Origin of the sequence: Polyangium sp. y55x31 (genome assembly GCF_029946505.1) — a bacterium.
Classification (GTDB): domain Bacteria; phylum Myxococcota_A; class Polyangia; order Polyangiales; family Polyangiaceae; genus Polyangium.
On sequence record NZ_JARZHG010000015.1, the window covers coordinates 56,496 to 76,635 of the forward strand.

The 20,140-nt window shown below is 68.4% G+C and carries 13 protein-coding genes and 1 tRNA gene; 11 read left to right on the top strand and 3 right to left on the bottom strand.

The genetic code is table 11. The annotated features are described in order from the left end of the window. Position 1: 1 nt before the first annotated feature. Both QHF84_RS25065 and rpoN read right to left on the bottom strand, forming a co-directional pair. Positions 2-946, bottom strand: a complete 945-nt coding sequence (locus tag QHF84_RS25065) for a hypothetical protein (RefSeq protein WP_281315931.1) — start codon at positions 944-946, stop codon at positions 2-4. Positions 947-960: 14 nt separating this feature from the next. Continuing rightward, positions 961-2,493 carry an RNA polymerase factor sigma-54 gene (gene rpoN, locus QHF84_RS25070; protein ID WP_281315932.1) on the bottom strand — a complete coding sequence of 511 codons (1,533 nt, stop codon included), beginning with the start codon at positions 2,491-2,493 and terminating at the stop codon, positions 961-963. A 352-nt stretch (positions 2,494-2,845) separates the two neighbouring features. On the opposite strand from rpoN, the gene QHF84_RS25075 reads away from it, so the two are divergent. Further along, positions 2,846-3,571: a Crp/Fnr family transcriptional regulator gene (locus tag QHF84_RS25075; RefSeq protein WP_281315933.1), complete on the top strand. Its 726-nt coding sequence runs from the start codon at positions 2,846-2,848 to the stop codon at positions 3,569-3,571. Here the strand turns inward: QHF84_RS25075 and QHF84_RS25080 are convergent. Next, positions 3,525-3,974: a response regulator gene (locus QHF84_RS25080; protein WP_281315934.1), complete on the bottom strand. Its 450-nt coding sequence runs from the start codon at positions 3,972-3,974 to the stop codon at positions 3,525-3,527. The genes QHF84_RS25075 and QHF84_RS25080 overlap by 47 nt on opposite strands. Positions 3,975-4,430: 456 nt before the next feature. On the opposite strand from QHF84_RS25080, the gene QHF84_RS25085 reads away from it, so the two are divergent. The 10 genes from QHF84_RS25085 (at position 4,431) to nhaR (ending at position 20,137) form a co-directional block, all read left to right on the top strand. After that, complete coding sequence (locus QHF84_RS25085; RefSeq protein WP_281315935.1) at positions 4,431-5,828, top strand: hypothetical protein; 1,398 nt, start codon at positions 4,431-4,433, stop codon at positions 5,826-5,828. Positions 5,829-5,893: 65 nt separating this feature from the next. Next, positions 5,894-6,835 (top strand): hypothetical protein, encoded by a 942-nt coding sequence (locus QHF84_RS25090; protein ID WP_281315936.1) that lies wholly within the window; start codon positions 5,894-5,896, stop codon positions 6,833-6,835. A gap of 72 nt (positions 6,836-6,907) precedes the next feature. Beyond that, a tRNA-Leu gene (locus QHF84_RS25095) sits at positions 6,908-6,989 on the top strand. A gap of 329 nt (positions 6,990-7,318) precedes the next feature. After that, positions 7,319-10,357 (top strand): preprotein translocase subunit SecA, encoded by a 3,039-nt coding sequence (gene secA / locus QHF84_RS25100; protein WP_281315937.1) that lies wholly within the window; start codon positions 7,319-7,321, stop codon positions 10,355-10,357. Further along, positions 10,354-12,423, top strand: coding sequence for a hypothetical protein (locus QHF84_RS25105; protein WP_281315938.1), 2,070 nt, complete (start codon positions 10,354-10,356; stop codon positions 12,421-12,423). Before secA ends, QHF84_RS25105 begins: the two co-directional genes overlap by 4 nt. Positions 12,424-12,463: 40 nt before the next feature. Continuing rightward, entirely contained in the window at positions 12,464-16,324 is a 3,861-nt protein-coding gene (locus QHF84_RS25110; protein ID WP_281315939.1) for a hypothetical protein, read from the top strand. Positions 16,325-16,368: 44 nt separating this feature from the next. Continuing rightward, the gene (locus QHF84_RS25115) at positions 16,369-17,094 is read left to right on the top strand and encodes a Crp/Fnr family transcriptional regulator (protein WP_281315940.1); all 726 of its coding nucleotides are present in this window, start codon (positions 16,369-16,371) and stop codon (positions 17,092-17,094) included. A 123-nt stretch (positions 17,095-17,217) separates the two neighbouring features. Beyond that, positions 17,218-17,595 (top strand): dihydroneopterin aldolase, encoded by a 378-nt coding sequence (folB, locus tag QHF84_RS25120; protein WP_281315941.1) that lies wholly within the window; start codon positions 17,218-17,220, stop codon positions 17,593-17,595. Between the two features lie 159 nt (positions 17,596-17,754). Next, complete coding sequence (locus QHF84_RS25125) at positions 17,755-19,152, top strand: hypothetical protein (protein WP_281315942.1); 1,398 nt, start codon at positions 17,755-17,757, stop codon at positions 19,150-19,152. A gap of 85 nt (positions 19,153-19,237) precedes the next feature. Then, on the top strand, positions 19,238-20,137 hold the full coding sequence (nhaR, locus tag QHF84_RS25130; RefSeq protein ID WP_281315943.1) for a transcriptional activator NhaR: 900 nt from the start codon (positions 19,238-19,240) through the stop codon (positions 20,135-20,137). Positions 20,138-20,140 lie beyond the last annotated feature (3 nt).

Here is a 20,140-nt window from a genome sequence, read left to right on the forward strand (position 1 = left end):
CCTAGGCCCCCCACCAGAGCATCTCGTGCACCTGCATCTGCCCCTGGATGCTCACGATCACCCGTAGTTTGTCCCCGTCCGTCTCCACGACGTGCGCCGGGAACGCATCCGCGGGGTAAAACGCGCTCTTCACGAACCCCTTCGCATCCAGCCAGAACAGGTGCACGCCCTCGGGCGTCGGTCCGTGCAGGAGCAACATCCGCCCGCCGCCGAGCCACACGAAATCGAGCCACTTGAAGCCGAGCTCGGCGAACCGCTCCGCCGACGGAAAGTCCTCGCCCACATCGCGCAGCTCCGGCAGGTGCGCGCGCAAATGCTTGTAGAGCAGGTCGTACCGCACCTTCGCGAGCCGCGGCATCCGCCGATCCGGAGGCGCGATCACCGGCAGCGCGTCCGCGTCGAACGTCGGCACTTCCACGTGCGTCCGGTATCGATCGACGAGCCGCGGATGATCGATCTCGTCGTCGGACAGCGCCTTCAGCCACCACCCGAAGATCGACAGATCTCCCGTGCCCGCGCGTGACGTGAGCCGCACGAGCGACTCCCAGAGCGGCCTCCGCACCTGCCACTCGCCCCCGTGGTTCTTCACGACACACGCGCCCACGTAGAGCGCGCCGTGCGTCACGAACTGCACGAGGAACGGCGGTTCCCCCTTCACCTGAGGTTCGAGCCAGGCATCCCGCTTCTCGCGCATGAGCCGCGCGCCGAGCCGATGCACCGACGCGTCCGAGTAGTCGAGCGCGAGGTCCGGCGCGCCGAGGGCCTTCGGCGCGAGGTGGGCGAACGTCTCGGCGATGTCGTCGATCTGCGCGAGGATCGCCGGGTTTTTCCCCGGGTTTGCGTCCTCGGTCCGGGCCTTCTGGAGGTCGAACCGGACGTCCTTCGGGTAGTACGGCTGGAAAAACCTGGCGAACAGCAGCTCGGCGGTGCGTTTTTCGGCGCTCATGGCAGGGGGCGCGCTCAGAACATCTTCTTGCGCTTCGAGGACGACAGGATGCCGAGCATTTCCCGGTACTTCGCGACGGTCCTCCGCGCGATCCGGATGCCGTCCTGGTCCTCGAGGATCTTCACGATCGCCTGATCACTCAGCGGGTTCGACTTGTCCTCCGCCGCGATGATCTTCTTGATCGCCTGCTTCACGCTCTCCGAGGCGATGTCCTCGTCCGCGACGCGGTGGATCGACGAGTTGAAGAAGTACTTCAGCTCGAAGAGCCCCTGCGGCGTGTGCACGTACTTGTTCGACGTCACGCGCGAGATCGTCGACTCGTGCATCCCCACGCTCTCGGCCACGTCGCGCAGGATCATCGGCTTCAGGTAGGCCACGCCTCGCTCGAGGAAGTCCTTCTGCTTCTCGACGATGCACTCGGTCACCTTGATGATCGTCCGCCGCCGCTGCTCGATCGCCCGGATCAGCCACTGCGCCGAGCGGAGTTTTTCGCTGATGAACTCCTTCGCCTTCGGGTCCTTCAGCATCCGCTGCGCCAGGCCCTCGTTGATGAAGAGCCGCTGCAGACCCTTGTCGTTGTCCGTCACGACCCACAGGTCGCCGTCCTTGATGACGTAGACGTCGGGCGTGATGGCGATCGTCTTGTCGTCGACCTCGGCGAAGTTTCGCGCCGGGACGCTCTCGAGCTTCTGGATCTCCTGGACCGCCTCGTAGACCTCTTCGAGCGAGATCTTCAGCGCCTTCGCGATCGCCGGAAAGTTGCGCCGCTCGACGTTGTGCAGGTGGTCCTTGATGATGGCCATCTCGACCGCGTCGTAGCCGAGCACCTCCGCCTGGATGCGCAGGCACTCGGAGAGGTCGCGCGCCGCCACGCCCACCGGGTCGAAGCGCTGGAGCATCGCGAGCACCTCCGGCGCGTCCTCCGGGTCGAGCCCCGCCTCGTTCGCGAGGTCGTCGAGCGTCAGGTCCGGCCGCTTCGTCCCGTCCGGGTTCTCCCCGCCCGACATGTCGAGATAGCCGCGCTCGTCGAGGTTGCCGATGACGAGCTCGGCGAAGCGACACTCGTTCTCCACGAAGTCGCTCATCTGAAGCTGCCAGAGCAGGTGCTCTTGCAGGCTCAGGTTCCGGGTCAGGTTCTGCTCGATCGGCGGCAGCTCCTCGAACCCGCCGCGCTGCGAGGGCATGGCCTGCTGGAGCTGGCGGTTCTCGAGGAACTGCTCCCAGTCGACCTCCTTGACCCGTTTTTCGGTGTCTCGCATCGCGAGATCGGTGTCGGAGTGCTCCGAGCCCGACCGCTCGAGGTTCAGGTTCGACCGACCGTCGGCATCCTGCCCCTCCCGGCTCGTCGTCCCCGAGGTGTCCCGCGACTTCGACGACACCGATTCGCCCGAGTCGTCGGCGAGCAGCGGGTTGCCGTCGAGCTCCTTGCGGATTTCCTCTACCAGTTCGAGGCGCGACAGCTGTAGCAGCCGGATCGCCTGCACCAGCTGCGGCGTCATCACCAGCTGCTGGGACAGCTTGAACTGGAGCTTCATCTCCATGCCCATCGAGAGCTCCTACCTGGTCGAACACCCTGGGACCCCCAAGCCCGGTGGGCGTGGGGAGCGAGGTCCGGACCGACTACGTGCCCGGTACCGCATCCCACCCTAGCACTGAAACCCGTCGCGGCCCGAGTCTTGCTTTGTCTCGTCTATAAACTCTTGGTTCAAAAATTGCGCATCCTCAGGCCCGCGACAAGCCTTGCCACACGGTGTTCTGAAACACAATCGCTGGAGAAGCTCCCTCACGCTTCGGGAAAATCCTGATGAGCCCCTCGGTCAGGGATGGACGTGAGGCCCAGCCCATGATGTTGTACGAGCAGCCCATCTCACGCGTTGCACGGTCAGACAGGGGGGTGCCATGGGTCTGCAGGAAGGCGAGACACAAGCGACGACAACCAAGCCGAGCGCCCGCGCCCTCGAGATCCTCGAGCGCTCCGGCCTGCGCGGCCTGCCCGAGCCCACACGACACGCTTTGCTCGACGGCGGGAAAGTCGAGCGCCTCCTCCGCCGCCAGCGCATCGCGCAGCAAGGCGAGCCCGCCGCCGCCCTGTTCCTCCTCGGAAAGGGCCGCGTCAAGCTCGAGCGCGCCGGCGGCGGCCACGTGTTCCCGGTCGGTCACCGAGGCCCGGGCGACCTCGTCGGGGAAGCGGCGCTCACGGGCAACGTCGCTCCGGAGCACGCCATCGTCGCCGACGAGGCCGAGGCGCTCGTGATTCCGGCCACGTTCCTGCACCGGCTCACGACCACGGATACGAGCTTGCAAGCCGTCGTGGCGCGGGCGCTGCTCGAAGGCCAGCGCGCCGCGGAAGACCGGCTCGCCTCTCTCCTCTTGCGCAGCGTCCGCGCGCGGCTCGTCGAGCTCCTGCTCGACGGGCTCGGCCGCTGGGGCGAACCCCATCGAAACGGGACAGCCCTCTCCGCCCCCTTCACCCATGCCGATCTCGCGAGCCTCATCGGCTCGACGCGCGAGACCGTCACGCTCGAGCTCGGCAGGTTGCGCCGCGCCAAGCTCATCGAGCTCGACAGGCGCCGGATCGTCATACCCGACCGCGACGCGCTTGCGCGGTACGCCGAGTCGCAGTGATGCGACGAACGAGCGGGAAGACGCCGGAGCGCGGCGCCGCTCGTCGCGACGAACGCGCGCCGAAGACCGCGTCGAGGAGCCGCTCGAACGGATAGGGCTTGACGATCACGTCCGCGAGCTCGGCGGACTCGTGGCGCGGCAAGGGCTGGCTCGTCGTGACGATCACCCGGTGCGGCACGTTCCCGTGCGCGCGCATCCGCTGAAGGATCTCCACACACTTCGGCGAGGAGGTCGAGAGATCGATGACCGCGACGTCGTACGTCCGGTGCCCGAGCTCCGCGAGCGCCTCGTCGAGCGTCGCCGTCTTCGTCACCTTCGCGCCACGATTCGTGAGCAGGAGCGCCGTGGCCTCACGCATCAGTTGTTCTTCATCCAAGAGCAGGATCGTCGGTACGTTGAGCATGGCGCCGCGGCACCTTGCAGCGCGCGTGCCGTCAGGGTTCGGCGTCGGCGAGTTGGTTTCTGAGCTTACCAGCGTTCGTCGTGGCGCCTGAAGATCCCTGGTTCAAATGGCGCCCCCGCGGCCGCCTGCTTCCTTTCCGTACGATCACGCTCTGTGCCCGAAAGAGGCTTGCGTGAGCCTCCTTGCGCGCAAATCGGTGACCAAACACAGGCAATCGTCGTCCGAGGACATTGCCGCGTGAGGGCCGTGCGCGCTTTCTTCCCATCAACGAGCGGTCGGGACGTGGAAAGGTCTTCGACCAGACGGAGCAACCAACGTCGTTCCGCACGTCCTCCCGAGACTCCAAGATCGGCGTGATTTCAAGCACTTAACCGTCCTCGACGGCCTGGATCGAATCGTGCAATACGCGAGGTCCGCCGGGCCGGTTCACCCGGTCCAGGTTTCCTTGGAGGCACGATGATGCATGCGCTTCGCGTATTGACGATTGCCACGCTTTCCCTCGCAACCGCCGCGCTCGTGGGCTGCGGCGACGACGATCCGCCGGAGAACGAGAACAAGAGCTGCTCCGTCCAGGCGCAGACCGGCTGCGGCACCGGGCTCGTGTGCGAGGAGGTCGAAGGATCGGATCCGGCCTGCTTTGCGCCCGTGGCGTTCAAAGGAATGGTCGTGAACGCCCTCGACGACAAACCCGTGGCGGGGGCGCGCATCGTGGCCCGCGACGCGAACGACGCAGCCGTCTCGCCGGTCGCCATCTCGGCGGCGGACGGGACGTACACGCTGAACGTGCCGGCCAAACGCAACGCGGAGGGCAAGCCGCTGGCCGCGAAGCTGACCCTGCGCGCGGACGCGTCGGGCTACCAGACGTTCCCGCTGGCCCCGCGCGTGGCGCTGCCGATCGACGTGGACACGGCCGCGGGCAGCCCGCCCGTGGTGCAAAACGCGTCGACGGACATCGCGCTCGTGCCGCTGCAAAACGCGTCCGGGCTCGGGTCGATCGCAGGCACGGTGGTGGCCGACGCCGGCGTGAACCTGGCTCCCGCAGGCGCGCTGGTCGTCGCCGGCGGATCGACGGGCATCGTCGACTTCAAGGGCAATTTCGTCGTCTACAACGTGCCGGCGAACATGAGCGTGGACGTGAAGGCCTACGCCGCGGGCCTGCAGATCACGCCGAAGACGGTGGCCGTCGAGGCCGGCAAGGAGACGGGCAACGTCGAGCTGCGCATCTCGAGCGCGGCGACGGCGAAGGTGACGGGCAGCGTGCAGATCGTGAACGGCAACGGCTTCAGCACGACGAGCGTGGTGCTCGCGCTGAAGGACACGTTCGTCGCAGACGCGGCGCGCGGCGAGGTGCCGAAGGGCCTGCGCGTGGGCGGCGTGACGGGCGCCTACGAGTTCACCGGCGTGCCCGACGGCGACTACGTGATCCTCGCGGCCTTCGAGAACGACGGCCTGGTGCGCGATCCCGACATCTCGATCGGCGGCACGAGCATCCTCGATGTGACGATCGCGGGCGGGCAGAGCGTGACGAAGGAGGGCTTCAAGGTGACGGGCTCGCTCGCCACCGAGTCGCCCGGCAAGGACGGGATCGAAGAGGTCACGGGCACGCCGACGTTCGTCTGGGCCGACGACTCGAGCGAGGACATGTACGAGGTGCGCGTGTTCGACGCGTACGGCGTGATGGTCTGGGAAGACCCCGCGGTGCCGAGCGTGAGCGGCTCGAAGACGGTGAGCGTGGAGTACAAGGGCGACGCGCTGACCCCGGGCATGATCTACCAGTTCCGCGCGACATCGATCAAAGACGGCGTGCCCATCTCGCAGACCGAAGATCTGCGCGGCGTGTTCATCGCCCGCTGATCCATCCCGCTCCCTTTCCCCCGTAAACCAAGGCTTTTTCGATCTTGTCCCCCTCGGAGGTGACCATGGCGAACGTACGTCTTTGGAAGTCCTGGCTCGTCGCGTGTGTGACGCTCGCAGCCACGGCGGTGCTCGCGAGCGCATGCGGCTCGGACGGCGAAAACACGACGGGCGGCAGCAGCAATGGCGAGAACACGTGCACGTTCGGCGGCGACAAGTGCGCGGCCGGCTGTAGCCCGACGCTCGGCTGCGTGGAGTGCTCGGCCGACGCGAACTGCCCCGCCGGCGCGCCGTTCTGCGTGCTCGGCCGATGCGAGGAGTGCCAGACGACCGCGCAGTGCGGCGCCGGCAAGGCGTGTTTCCCCCACAAATTCACGTGCGAGCCGATCTGCGCGGCGAACGGCGACTGCCCCGGCGAGGCGCCGATGTGCGAGCCGAACACGGGCATCTGCGTCGGCTGTCTCTCGAACACGGACTGCACGGACGCGAAGAAGCCGATCTGCGACCCGACGCGCAAGCAGTGCGGGGCATGCGCGGCAAACGCGGACTGCGGCGCCGGGCAGCCGGTCTGCGACCTGCAAAAAGGCGAGTGCAAGGAGTGCCTGGTCGACGCGCACTGCCCGTCCGGCTCGCTCTGCGGGACCGACGCGAAGTGCCACTCGGCCTGCACGTCGAACGCCGACTGCGAGGACCCGGGCAAGCCGGTCTGCAACGTGAGCGAAAAGAGCTGCGTGGAGTGCCTGGCAAACACCCACTGCGGGGCCGCAGCGCCGGTCTGCGACGCGAACAACTGCCGGGTGTGCGTGACGAACGCCGACTGCACGAACCCGCAAACGCCGGTCTGCAAAGACAAAAACAAGTGCGTGGGCTGCGTGGCGAACGCGGACTGCCAGAACCCGCTCGTACCGATCTGCAAGGGCGAGGTCTGCGTGCAGTGCGACAAGGACGAGCACTGCACCGATCCGGCCAAGCCGAAGTGCGAAAACCAGGTCTGCGTGGCCCCCTGAAGCCGGAAAATCCCGCCGCTGCCCGGAAGAATGCGCAGGTCCGCCACATGCTGCTAGAGTGCCGGTCCCCGAGCACGAGTGGCGGAACTGGCATACGCACCGGGTTTAGGTTCCGGCGCCGCAAGGATTGAGGGTTCGACTCCCTCCTCGTGCACTTGCCCAACGTGGGGGGCTCCGGTCGGCCCGGAAGCGATTTTTCGCTTTGCGGAAAATCACCGGGCCTTCCTCTGCCCCCCACACACCCCGCGCGCTCCCCTCCACTTCGCTTCGCTCCGTTGCGGGAAGCGCCTCGAACCGGTACGTGTTCAGGCCCCACCCTGGGCCCACCCTTGGGGGGCGTGTTCAGGCCCCACCCCGCGGGGACCCATCCCCCGGGGTATTTGCGCTCGCTTGCCGTAAGGACTACGTTCGGCAGGCTCCGCGCCACCCCCGCACCGCACGATCCGACCGGGACGACGAGCCCCGGAGCCAAGGCGAAAGACGATGCTCACCTGGGCGATGAAGAAGATCTTCGGCACCTCGCACGACCGTGCCATCCGTCGCATGCGACCGAAAGTCGAGGCCATCGGGGCCCTCGAAAAAGACCTGAAGAAGCTTTCGGACGACGAGCTCAAGGCCAAGACGGCCGAGTTCAAGACCCAGCTCGACAACGGCGCGAAGCTCGACGACATCCTCATCCCGGCCTTCGCCGTCTGCCGCGAAGCCTCCCGGCGCGTCCTGCGCATGCGCCACTACGATGTGCAGCTCATCGGCGGCATGGTGCTCCACCAGGGCTCGATCGCCGAGATGCGCACCGGCGAAGGCAAGACGCTCGTCGCCACCTTGCCCTGCTACCTCAACGCGCTCGAAGGCAAAGGCGTCCACGTCATCACCGTGAACGACTACCTCGCCAAGCGCGACGCCGAGTGGATGGGCAAGCTCTACGGCGCTCTCGGTCTGAGCACCGGCGTCGTCGTCAACCAGCAGAACGACGCCGACAAGCGGCACGCCTACCGCTGCGACATCACGTACGGCCAGAACAACGAGTTCGGCTTCGACTACCTCCGCGACAACATGAAGTTCTCGGCGCTCGACTACCATCAGCGCCCGCTGAACTACGCGATCGTCGACGAGGTCGACTCGATCCTCATCGACGAGGCCCGTACGCCGCTCATCATCAGCGGCCAGGGCGAGCGGTCGAGCGACAAATACCGCGTCATCAACGACGTGATCCCGCGCCTGCGCAACGAGGAGCACTTCAACGTCGACGAGAAGGGCCACTCCGTCACCCTCACCGACGACGGCGTGGAGCTCGCCGAGAAGCTGCTCGCAGCGATCGGGGTCCTGAAGAGCAAGAACCTCTACGACCCGGTCAACCTGGAGACGCTGCACATCCTGAACCAGTGCTTGCGCGCGCACTCGCTCTACAAGCGCGACGTCAACTACCTGGTGAAGGAGGGCAAGGTCCTCATCGTCGACGAGTTCACCGGCCGCGTGCTCGCGGGCCGCAGGTGGTCGGACGGCCTGCACCAGGCGGTCGAAGCCAAGGAGAACGTGCGGATCCAGGAGGAGAGCCGCACGATGGCGACGATCACGTTCCAGAACCTCTTCCGCATCTACAAGAAGCTGTCCGGCATGACGGGCACGGCGGACACCGAGGCCTCGGAGTTCCACAGCACCTACAAGCTCGACGTCGTCATCATCCCGACGAACAAGACCACGATCCGCAAGGACGACGAGGACGTCGTCTACAAGACCGAGCGCGAGAAGTTCACGGCCGTCGTCAACGAGATCATCGAGAAGCACGAGAAGGGCCAGCCGATCCTGGTCGGCACGACGAGCGTCGAGAAGAGCACCGCGATCGCGAAGATCCTCTCGAAGAAGGGGATCAAGCACAGCGTGCTGAACGCCAAGCAGCACGAGAACGAGGCCTACATCGTCGCGCAGGCGGGTCGCAAAGGCGCGATCACGGTCAGCACGAACATGGCCGGCCGCGGCACCGACATCCTCCTCGGCGGCAACCCCGAGATGCTCGCGAAGCTGCGCTTCAAGGAGCAAAACCGCCTGCCCGAGGCCGAGCCCGAGGCGTTCGAGGAGCTCATCGCGCAGATCCGCAAGGAGTGCGAGGCCGAAGGCGCCGAGGTGCGCGAGCTCGGCGGGCTCTACATCATCGGCACGGAGCGGCACGAGTCGCGGCGCATCGACAACCAGCTCCGCGGCCGCGCCGGCCGCCAGGGCGACCCGGGCATGTCGCGCTTCTACCTGTCGCTCGAGGACGACCTCATGCGGATCTTCGCGGGCGACCGCGTGAAGAACCTCATGGAGAAGATGGGCATGCCCGACGACGAGCCCATCGAGCACCCGTGGGTCACGAAGAGCGTCGAGAACGCGCAGAAGAAGGTCGAAGAGCGCAACTTCGACATCCGCAAGAACCTGCTCGAGTACGACGACGTGATGAGCGCGCAGCGCAAGACGATCTACGAGGTGCGCCAGCAGCTCCTCCAGGGCCGCTACAGCCCCGAGATCGTCGACGAGGAGGGCAAGCCGACGGGCGAGCGGCGCACGATCAAGCCGCTCGCGAGGCTCGTCGAGGACGTGGTGCCGGACGTCGGCTACCTGCTCGGCATGTTCGCGGCCGACCCGATCTCGCCGCGCGACAAGGACGGCAATCCGCGGACGCTCACGCGCAAGGACTTCGAGAAGGTCGAGAAGTTCGTCGAGACCGACAACCTGCAGAAGGAGCTCTACACGCGCTACGGCGTGAAGATCAACTTCGAGGGCCGCGAGGACGAGGGCGTCGAGATCTACGACGAGTGCGTCGACGTCGTCCCGCGCGCGCTGACCGAGCAACGCGAGCGCTTCCTCGACCTGATGGACCGGATCATCGGCGCGATGGTCGAGGAGAACTGCCCGCCGCGAAAGCCCCCGGAGGACTGGGACTGGGGCGGGATCTTCCAGGGCTTCCGCGAGCACTTCGGGATGGAGCTGCCCGACGAGATCGCCGAGCACGCCGACCCCGAGCAGCTCGCGCACGACCTCTTCGATCGCGCCGAGAAGGCCTTCGAGGCCCGCGAGAAGGAGATCGGGACGGAGCTGCTCTTGCGGATCTTCCGGCACATCTACCTGGAAGAGCTCGACAAGGCCTGGGTCGATCACCTGACCGACATGGACCACCTGCGCGACGGCATCGGCCTGCGCGGCTACGGTCAGAAGGACCCGAAGCAGGAGTACAAGAAGGAAGGCTACAACCTCTTCGTGACCATGGTCGCGCGCGTGCAGTCGAACGTGATGACCAAGGTCTTCGCGATGAAGGTGCGTCGCGAGGAGGAGGAGCAGGCGATCGAGGAGCAAGACCTCGCCCGCCACCAGGCGCAGCTCGACCACGCCGTGGCCCACCACGACGATGAGCTGCCGCCCGGCGCCTCCGAAGAGCCGCCCCCGCAAGAGCCGCTCGTCGCGGCCGAGCAGGAGTGCCCCTGCGGCAGCGGTAAGCCCTTCATGCAGTGCCACGGCGCCGAGCTGGAGGACGAAGCGTCGGTATGAGCACCGCGGCGTCACACAGGCCGGTCCACCCGTCGATGGTGCTCGGGGCCTACCTCGAGCGCCTCGTCCGCGCGCGTCGCGTCGCCGTGCTCGGCAACGCGACCCTGGAGCTCGCCGAGAGGCTCGTCGAGCGCGGCGCGAGGCTCGTCCACGCCTACGATCCCGATGCGGCGCGCGCAGCCGAGGCCTTCGCGCGCACCGCCCAGGATCGCGACCGGCACGTGATGCACGCAGTGCTCGAAGGCGACCTCGGCGTGCGCGATGGCGCCTTCGACGTGGTCGTCGTGCCCGATCTGTCGCTCTTCGCCGACCCGTCCGACGTGCTCCGCAGAGCGCGAAAGCTCGTCGGCTCGGCCGGCGTCGCGGTGATCGCCTCGCCGAACCCGGACGCGTCGCGGAGGCTGCTCGCGCTGTCCTCGCCGCGCGGGAAGGACACGTCTCCGCCCGGGTACTACGCGCTCTACGACCTCGTCTCGCTCCAGTTCCCCGTCGTGCGCATGCTCGGGCAAGCGCCGTTCGTCGGGTACACGGTGGCGGATTTCGCCGCCGGGCCGGATCTCGAGGTCAGCGTCGACACGTCGCTGCTCAAGGCGACCGAGGAGCCCGAGCACTTCATCGCGATCGCCAGCGAGCGCAAGGTCTCCGTCGACGCCTTCGTGGTCGTGGAGCTCTCGCTGTCCGAGGTGCGCGAGGCGATCGGCACGGTCGGCGCGACGGCCGCGGACGCGGGCCGCATGAAGGAGCTCGAAGCCGCGCTCGCCGCGCACGACGAGCGCAGGCGCACGGACGAAAAATCCGCCGAGGAGCGCGCGGCCGCCGCCGTGACGACCGCGGCGCGCGTGGTCGAGCTCGAAGCAAAGCTCGAACGGCTGCGCGACGTGGACACGCGCGCGGGCGACGCGCACGTGCGGGCCGAGCGGCTCACCCACCAGATCCGCGATCTCGACGAGGAGCTCCGCCGCCAGCGCGACCGCGCGACCAAGCTCGCCAAGCAGCTCGACGACGAGAAGAAGCTCCGCACGAAGGCCGAGGTCGAGCTCGGGCTCGCCCGCGGCCGGCCGGAGATCCCGGGCGCGAAGGAGCGCATCGAGCAGCTCACGGCCGAGCTCACCTCGACGCGCTCGCGCGCCCTGGAGCTCGAAGGCGAGCTCAGCGCGGCGGGCGTGGGCATCGAGGAGCTCTCGAACGATCGGGCCGCGCTGCGCGCCCGCGTCGCCGAGCTGGAGCTCCGCCTCGCCGCGCAGGAAGCCGCCGCGCGGGAGCCGGATCCCGGCCTGCTTTCGCGCGTCGCCCAGCTCGAAGCCGCGCTCGAACGGTCGGAGGCCACCCGGCAGGCCGCCGTGCGCCGCGCCGACGAGCTCGGCGAGACGCTCGCCGCGACGACGGCGGAGCGGCTCCACCTGACCGAGAAGGTCCAGACGCTCGAAAAGCAGACGGCCGCGCTCCTCGCCGAGCGCGCCGCGAGCGAGTCGCTCGCGCCGGAGATCGACGCGCTCGAAGCGCAGCTCCGGGATCGAGCGCACCGCATCGCGGCGCTCGAAGCGGAGCTGCGCGAAGGCCTGCGCGTCGGCAAGGAGCTCGTCGAGGAGCTCGAAACGCTGCGCGGGGCCGCGGTGGTCCCCGCGGGCGAGGCGGCTCCGCCGGCAGCCACGCCGCAAACGCAAAACGGAGCGCCCGCGGCCCCGTCGACGCTCGGCGGTTTTGCCTCCGCGACCGAGGTGGCTCCTGCGGAGGCCGCGGACGCCACGCCCGTCGCCGACGCCGAGACCATGAAGACGCAGCTCGACACGCTCGCGGCCCGCGCGGCTCGCTCCGAGGCCGATCTCAAGGCCGCGGAGTGGCGCATCGCGCAGCTCGAACTCGCCCTCGCGTCCGCCGAGCGCGGCGAGGGAGCGCCTGCAGCCGTGGCGGTCGAGCTCGAGCAAGCCCTGCTCGCGGCCCACCAGGAGCTCGCCACGCTGCGACGAGCGGTCGGTCCCGAGGGTGAGCACGTCGCACCGGGCGTGGTCGAGCAGGCAGTGCTTCTCCATCAAATCTCGACGCAACTCGACGGCGTCGTCCCCTGACGGCTCGCCCCCCCTGCCTGGCCGCGCTAACACGTCGGCCATGCGTCCTCGCCTGATCGCCGCGATCGCTCGCATCGCAACCGCCGCCACGCTCGTGGCGGCCCTCGGCGCCTGCGGCTCGGCCGTCCCCAAGACGGCCGCCGATCCGATCGACGCCATGCGCGCCGGCGCGAGCGCCTCGCAAGACGGCGAGGTCCTCGGCCGCTGGCTGCTCGGCGAGCTGCTCGTCCCCGGCGGCGACGCGGCGCGGGCCCGCGAAGCGCGCGCGAAGCTCGACAAGGCTGCCTCGAACAAGGGCCTCTACGCCTCGCTCGCGCGCGCCATCGACGACGAGACCCATGGACGCTTCCGCGCGGCCGCCCTCGCGCACCTCGACGCGGTGAACGCCGCCCGCACCACGGATCACCCCGACGCGCCGCTCGTCGGCTGGTACGCGGCGAGCCACCTCCTGCGCCTGCGCACGAGCGTCCCCGGCATCTGGGATCTCGCCAAGGACACGGTCGTGCGCACGATCGATCAACCGGGCCACATCGGCTGGCGCGCGCGCAGCGACCTCGCCGAGTGGTGGAGCGTCGAGGGCCTGCGCAAGGAAGCCGAGGGCAAGGACAAGACCCCGATGGAGATCGCGGCCGAGCGCTTCGGCTGCGCCAAGAAGGCACGCCTCGCCGGCCCGTTCGGCCACCTCGCCGCGAGTGATCACCGCGTGCATTACGAGGCCGAACGCGCCGGCCCCTGGCCTCGCCTCTTCCCGGCCGATCCGCGCCGCGCCGATCGTCCAAGTGTCCTCGCCACCGAGCGGCGCGGCTGCCAGATCCGCAGCGCCGAGCCTGTCTCGGGCGGCGTCTTCTACGCCGAGACCTTCCTCGAGCTCCCTGCCGAGCGTGAGCTCATCGTCGCCGTGCAGGGCGCGTTCTCGATCCGCGTCGACGACGTCGAGGTCCTCACGCGTGACCCGCGCGACTGGGGCATCTGGCCTCGCTTCGGCGCGCGCGTCCGCCTCTCCGCGGGCCGCCACCGCATCCTCGCGCGCGTCGGCAGCGCCGAGACGGGCATCCGCATCCTCGCGCCGAACGGCTTGCCCCTCGGCGCCGAGACCTCCGACGATCCTACGGCGCCGTACGTCCTCGAACCGCCGCTCGTCCTTCCCGATCCGAACGTCCTCGAACCTTTCCTCCTCGCGCTCGGCGTCCCCGCCGCGCCGCGCACCCCGCGCCCCGCGCCCCGCGACACAAACGATCCCATCGCGCGTTACCTCGCCGCGTGGCTCTCGCACATCGAGGGACAGGACGACCTCGCCTCCGTGCTGCTCGAACCACTCGTGAAGGATCCCTCGCGCGCCACCGGTCCCGCGCTCTCCACGCAGGCGCTCTTCATCGAGAAGGACCCGATCTTCCCGCAGAACGACGCGCGTGACCTCGTGAAGGACGTCCGCGCCCGCGCTGTCGCCAAGGACCCCGACCTCTGGCTCTCGCTCTTCTGGCTCGCGCTCGACGAGGCCGACAAGGTCGGCGCGCCCGAGGCCGCGGCCAAGGTCGCCAAGCTCGCCGATCGGTTCCGCGAGGTCCCGGACATCCTGAAGGGACTCGGCCGCATGTACGCGCAGATCGGCTGGAGCGTCGAGCACGCGCGCACCGTCAAGGACACGGCCGCGCGCTTCTCCGAGGACACCGAGGCCCTCTTCGCGCTCCTCCGCCTCCACGACGAGCGCGGCGACGTCGCCGAGGCCGACAAGATCGCCAAGCGCATCGAGGCCCTCGACCCCGACGCCGAGGTCGCCCTCCAGCGCGCGCTCGAACGACGCGACTGGGGCGGCGCCATCCGCGAGCTCGAACGCATCGGGAAGACCCGCCGCGATCGCCAGGACATCGCCATCAAGATCGCCGATCTCCTCACCCGCGCCGGCGCGCAACGCGAGTCGATCGATGCCCTCGAGCGTGCGGTCAAGAACGACCCCGAGGACGCCTCCGCGCGCCTCGCGCTCGCCGACGCGCGCCTCGCCCGCGGCGACAAGACGGCCCTCCGCTCCGCGCTCGTCGAAGCGATCCAGACCGGTGCGGATCCTTCCGCGCTGCGCGAGGCCATCGAGCTCGTCGAGGGCACGACCGAGCTCACGCCGTATCGCATCGACGGCAAGAAGGTCATCGCGCAGTTCGAGGCCTCGGGCGTCACCATGCCCGGCACCGCGGCGCGCGTCCTCGACTACGCCACGTTGTGGGTCCACGCCGACGGATCGGCGCGCATGCTGGAGCACGAGATCATCGGCATCCAGTCGCGCGAGGCCATCGAGGAGCTCGCCGAGCAGCGCGTCCCGCGTGGCCTCGTCCTCAAGCTCCGCACCGTCAAGAAAGACGGCCGCGTCCTCGAACCCGAGTTCGTCGACGGCAAGCCCACCGTCACCATGCCGCACCTCGAGGTCGGCGATTACATCGAGACCGAGACCCTCTACACGCTGCGCGGCGACGGCCGCGGCGGCCGCAGCTTCGAGGGCCCGCGCTGGTTCTTCCGCGAGGAGAAGATCCCCTACTTCATCAGCGAGTACGTCGTCGTCTCGCCCAAGAACCGCCCGCTCGACGTCGAGATCGGCGGCAGCGTCCCGAGGCCCGCCATCAAGGAGAACGGCGCCTTCGTCGAGCGTCGCTTCCGCGTCGATCGCAGCCCTGCGCTCCCCGAGGAGCCCGGCAGCGCGCCGACGCAGGAGTTCCTCCCGAACGTGCGTGTCGGCTGGGGCATCAACCTCGAAGAGCACATCGCTCGCCTCGTCGACGCCACGAGCGACGAGGTCCCGCGCGACCCGCGCCTCAAGCGCATCGCCGAGAGCATCGTCACCGGCGCCGCGCCCGACGACGCGGACAAACCTGCCCGCCCGGCTTCGATCGACGAGCAGGCGCGCCGCATCTATCGCTGGGTCCTCTCGAACGTCGAGCAGGGCCGCGAGGACGACGGACGCCGCATCGTCATCGGCAAGAGCGGCAACCGCACCGAGGCCTTCCTCTACCTCTGCCGCCTCGTCGGCATCGACGCCTCGCTCGGCATGGTGCGTGATCGCCTCACGCCGCCCTGGAACGGCCCGCTCAGCGAGGCCGAGTCCTTCAACGCGCTCGCTGTCCGCCTCGGCACCGAGCGTGGCGTGCGCTGGATGGTCGTGCGCGACAAGTTCGCGCCGTACGGCTACCTCCCGAGCTCCTTGCGCGGTCAGCCTGCCGTCGTGCTCGCGGAGCGCGCGCCGCGCGAGACCACGCCGCTCACCGGCTCGCGCGACGGCGTCACCTACGAGGGCACGGTCGACCTACGCGCCGACGGATCGGCCACGCTCAAGCTCGAACAGCGCTTCGAGGGCAAGTTCGCCATCATGCTCCGCAGCGCCCTCGAGAGCCTGCCCGACGCGCAACGCGACGAGGCCATCGAGACCAAGCTCATCGGCCAGGCCTTGCCCGGCGCGCGCCTTCGTTCGCTCGACATCAAGAACGCGACCGACCTCGACGCGCCGCTCGTCCTCGTGATGGACCTCGAGATGAACGACTTCGCCCGTGTCCGTACCGGCGACATGGTCATCTCGCCGCCCTTCGCGCTCCGCCTCTCGCCCTTCGCCGCCCTCCCCTCGCGCGAGACGCCGCTCTACATCTCGGAGCAATCCTCGGTCTTTTCGAATGTTCGCCTGAAGGTCAAGCTGCCCGAGGGAGCGCGCGTCACCACACAACTCGCCGCTGCTTCCACCCAGGACGGAGGCCGCACGGCGACTGTCAGCGATCGCGTGGATCGCGACACGCTCGTCTTCGAACGGGCGATCCACATCCCTGCCGGCCGGGTGCAGCCCGACGCGTATGGCACCTTCCAGAGCTTCGTCCGCGAAGCAGAGGCCGTGTTGCACCGCGACATCGTAATTTCAGTGGGTTCACGTTAGCGATCTCGCGTTACGCCCAATCCTGGTAATATGGACCATGAATCATGGTCACGATCCAGGATAACCGGCGTCCCTCGGTCGACGCCCCGAAGGTACGCATCAACCGTGCGCTGAAGCTCTGCCCTCTCTTCGAGAAGGTGGCGCGCTCGACGTTCGAGAGCGCGCTCGAAGTCGCGGAGATCGACGTCGTCCGCGCGGGCATGTCCATCCAGAAGCAGGACGACGACGTCACCTCGCTCGCCCTCCTCGGGCACGGACGTGCGCGCCTCGAACGCAAACTACCGTCTGGACAGACGGTCCCCCTTGGTTACCGCGGCAGCGGTGATCTCCTCGGCGAGGCTGCGCTCGCCGGCGCCAAGACGTACACCGAGAGCGCAATCGCCATCGACGAGAGCGAGGTCGTGCGCTTCCCGGTCGCTGCGATTCAAGCGTGGCTGCGTGACGATCCCGCGCTCGGCCTCGCGCTCCTCGGCCTGCTCGTCGACCGCCAGCGTGCGGCCGAGGATCGCATCGAGTCGCTGCTCTTCCGCAACGTCGAGGGCCGCCTCGTCGAGTTCCTCCTCGGGGCCGTCGATCGCTGGGGCGTGCCCGACACGCGCGGCACGTTGATCTCCGCGCCGATCACGCACCTCGAAATCGCGCAGTCGATCGGCTCCACGCGTGAGACCGTCACCATCACGCTCGGCGCGCTCCGCAAGGACGGCTTGCTTGCCGTGGCGGGTCGACGGCTCATCGTGGTCGACCGCGACGCGCTCGCGAAACGTCGGTGACGCTCGACGCGACCCGCGGGGGCGTAGCTCGGCTCGTCTGAACGACGCCCCCGCGCGTCGACCCCACTCGCGCGTCCTTTTCGCGTGCTCGGCTGCGCTCGGGCGTGCTATCGCCCGACCGCGATGTCGATCGCCCAAAGCTACCGGATTCGGCTCGAAGGGATCCGGTTCCGCGCGCGCCATGGCGTCTCGCGGGCCGAACGCGGCTTGCCGCAGGACTTCGTCGTCCATGTCGAGGTCGCGCTCCCCGTTGCGACTCTGCCCCGGACGGACAGCCTCGCGAAGGTCTTCGACTACGACGGCCTGGCGAACCTCGTCGTCGACGAGGGCACGCGCGCCTCGTACAAGCTGCTCGAAATTCTCGCCGAGCGCCTCATCACGCGCATCCTCGCCGACACGCCTGCGGTCGCCGTCACCGTGCAGGTCAAGAAGTTCGGCCCGCCCACGTCGGTCTCGGTCGACGCGGTCTCCGTCGAGCTCTCGGCGACGCGCCCCGCCTAGCCCTGCATCGACCGCATCGCGGTCGATGCACCCTCGGTCCAGGGCTGCGCCCTGGTCCGGGTCGAGGGGTGGACAACCCCTCGTCGGGCCCGGGGTGAAACCCCGGCGCTACACTACCCTGTAACATCCCACTCTCCCGCGAGCGGCCTATCATGGGCCATGCTTCGCCTCTCGCTCCTCGTGGCTCCGCTCGCGCTCCTCGCCCTCGCTTGCTCTGGTGAGGACGTAACACCCTCCGTCAAACCCACCCCGCGCGCCTGGGACAAACTCGCCACCCCGAGTGACGTCGCGCTCGGCTCCGTGCGTGGCTTCACGCAGGCGCGCGGCATCATCCACAGCCACTCGCCCTACTCGCACGACGCGTGCGACGGCAAAGGCCTCGACGAGAGCGGCGCCCCGCGCGTGGACTGCGTCGCGAACCTTCGCCGCGGCATGTGCGACGCCGCCGAGGACTACGTCTTCCTCACCGACCACGCTGCTCACATGGCGGATGCCGAGTTCTCCTCGTTGCTCTTCATCCAGCCTGGCGACGAGCCTGTCCTCGGCGCGGACGGCACGCCCATCGGCAACTACGTCGCGTGTGGTGACGGCCGCCGCGTCCTCGTCACTGCGGGCAACGAGAACACCTTCATGTCGGCCGGCCTCGAACGCCACCTCCCTGGCGACCCGGAGATGCGCCGCGCGCTCTACGAGGGCGAGACCACGGCCACCGTCGATGCGATGCATGAAGCGGGCGCCCTCGTCTTCGTCGCGCACACCGAGTCCCGCACGCCCGAGTGGCTCTCTTCGATGCCTTACGACGGCATCGAGGTCTACAACGTCCACGCGGCCATCGACCCTGACATCCGCCGCGACTACCTCGGCCTCGAGGCCTATGGCGGGGGCGCCTCCATCCTCCCGTTCACTCGCCAGGACGAGGAAGGCCCGCAGCCCGACCTCGCGTTCCTCGGCTTCTTCGAAGAACTGCCCATCTACGGCGAGCGCTGGGACGCCTTGCTCGCCACGCGAAAGGTCACGGGCATCGCGGGCACCGACGTCCACGAAAACAGCTTCCCGGGCATGCTCCGCGACGGCGAGCGTGGCGACAGCTACCGCCGCCTCATGCGGTGGTTCTCGAACATCGCGCTCGTCGATGGCCCGATCACGCCGATTTCGGTCAAGGCTGCGCTTGCCGCCGGCCGGAGCTACGTCGCGTTCGAGATCCTCGGCGCGCCGTCCGGTTTTGATTTTCATGCCGAGACAAACGGCTCCATCGTTGAAATGGGTGGGGATGCATCCGTCGGCGCGACAATCGTGGCCCGCGCTCCCAAGGTTCATAACCTCGATCCTGCTGTCAATGCGCCGACGATTTCCATGCGCCTGCTCCGCATCGATGCGTCTGGCACCACGATCGCGGCCGAGGGCGACACGATCCGCCTCGAGAATGCGCCGCCCGGCGTGTATCGCGTCGAGGTCCGCATCCTTCCGACGCACCTCCGCCCGCACGTCGGCGACACCGGCGAGTCGTACATCCGCGAGCGCTTGTGGCTCCTTGCCAATCCGATCCGCATTTCCTGAAGCCAAAGCGAGGTCGTCTGCCCGAACAAAACCCGAGGGATCGTGGCCGAGACATCGGGAAAAACGATGGTATGCTGAGCCCACTGTGGAGTGGCTCAACTATCATCATCTTCTTTATTTCTGGGTCGTCGCGCGAGAAGGCAGCATCGCGCGGGCGAGCCAGGAGCTACGGCTCGCCCAGCCCACGATCAGCGGACAGATTCGCGCCCTCGAAGAGGCGCTCGGGGAAAAGCTCTTCGCGCGCAGCGGCCGGCACCTCGTCCTCACCGAGGTCGGGCGCGTCGTTTATCGTTATGCCGACGACATCTTCTCGCTCGGCCGCGAGCTGCTCGACACGGTCAAAGGCCGCCCGACCGGCAGGCCGCTCCGGTTCGTGGTGGGCATCGCGGACGTCCTGCCCAAGCTCATCGCGCACCGCCTGCTCGAACCGGCGCTCGGCCTCGAAGAGCCCGTCCGTATGGTTTGTCGCGAGGACAAGGCGGATCGCCTGATTGCCGAGCTCGCCCTCCACAACCTCGACATGGTGATCACCGACGCCCCGCTCGGGCCCGGCATGAAGATCAAGGCGTACAGCCATTTGCTCGGCGAATGCGGGGTGAGCTTCTTCGCCGCGCCCTCGGTCACGCTCGACGCGCGGAGGTCTTTCCCGGGCGTGCTCGACGGCGCGCCATTCCTTTTGCCCGCCGAGGGCACCACGCTCCGCCGCTCGCTCGAGCAATGGTTCGAATCCGAGCGCATCCGGCCGCGCGTCGTGGGCGAGTTCGACGACAGCGCGCTGATCAAGGTCTTCGGCCAGGCCGGCGCGGGCGTGCTCGTCGCGCCTTCGGTCATCGAACAGGAAGTCCAGGCCCAGTACGACCTTCGCGTCATCGGCCGGACCGACGCCGTGAAGGAGCGCTTTTACGCGATCACGGGCGAGCGAAAAATCAAGAATCCCGCCACGAGCGCGGTCGCCAACGCCGCGCGAAAACGCGTCTTCGGCTGAACC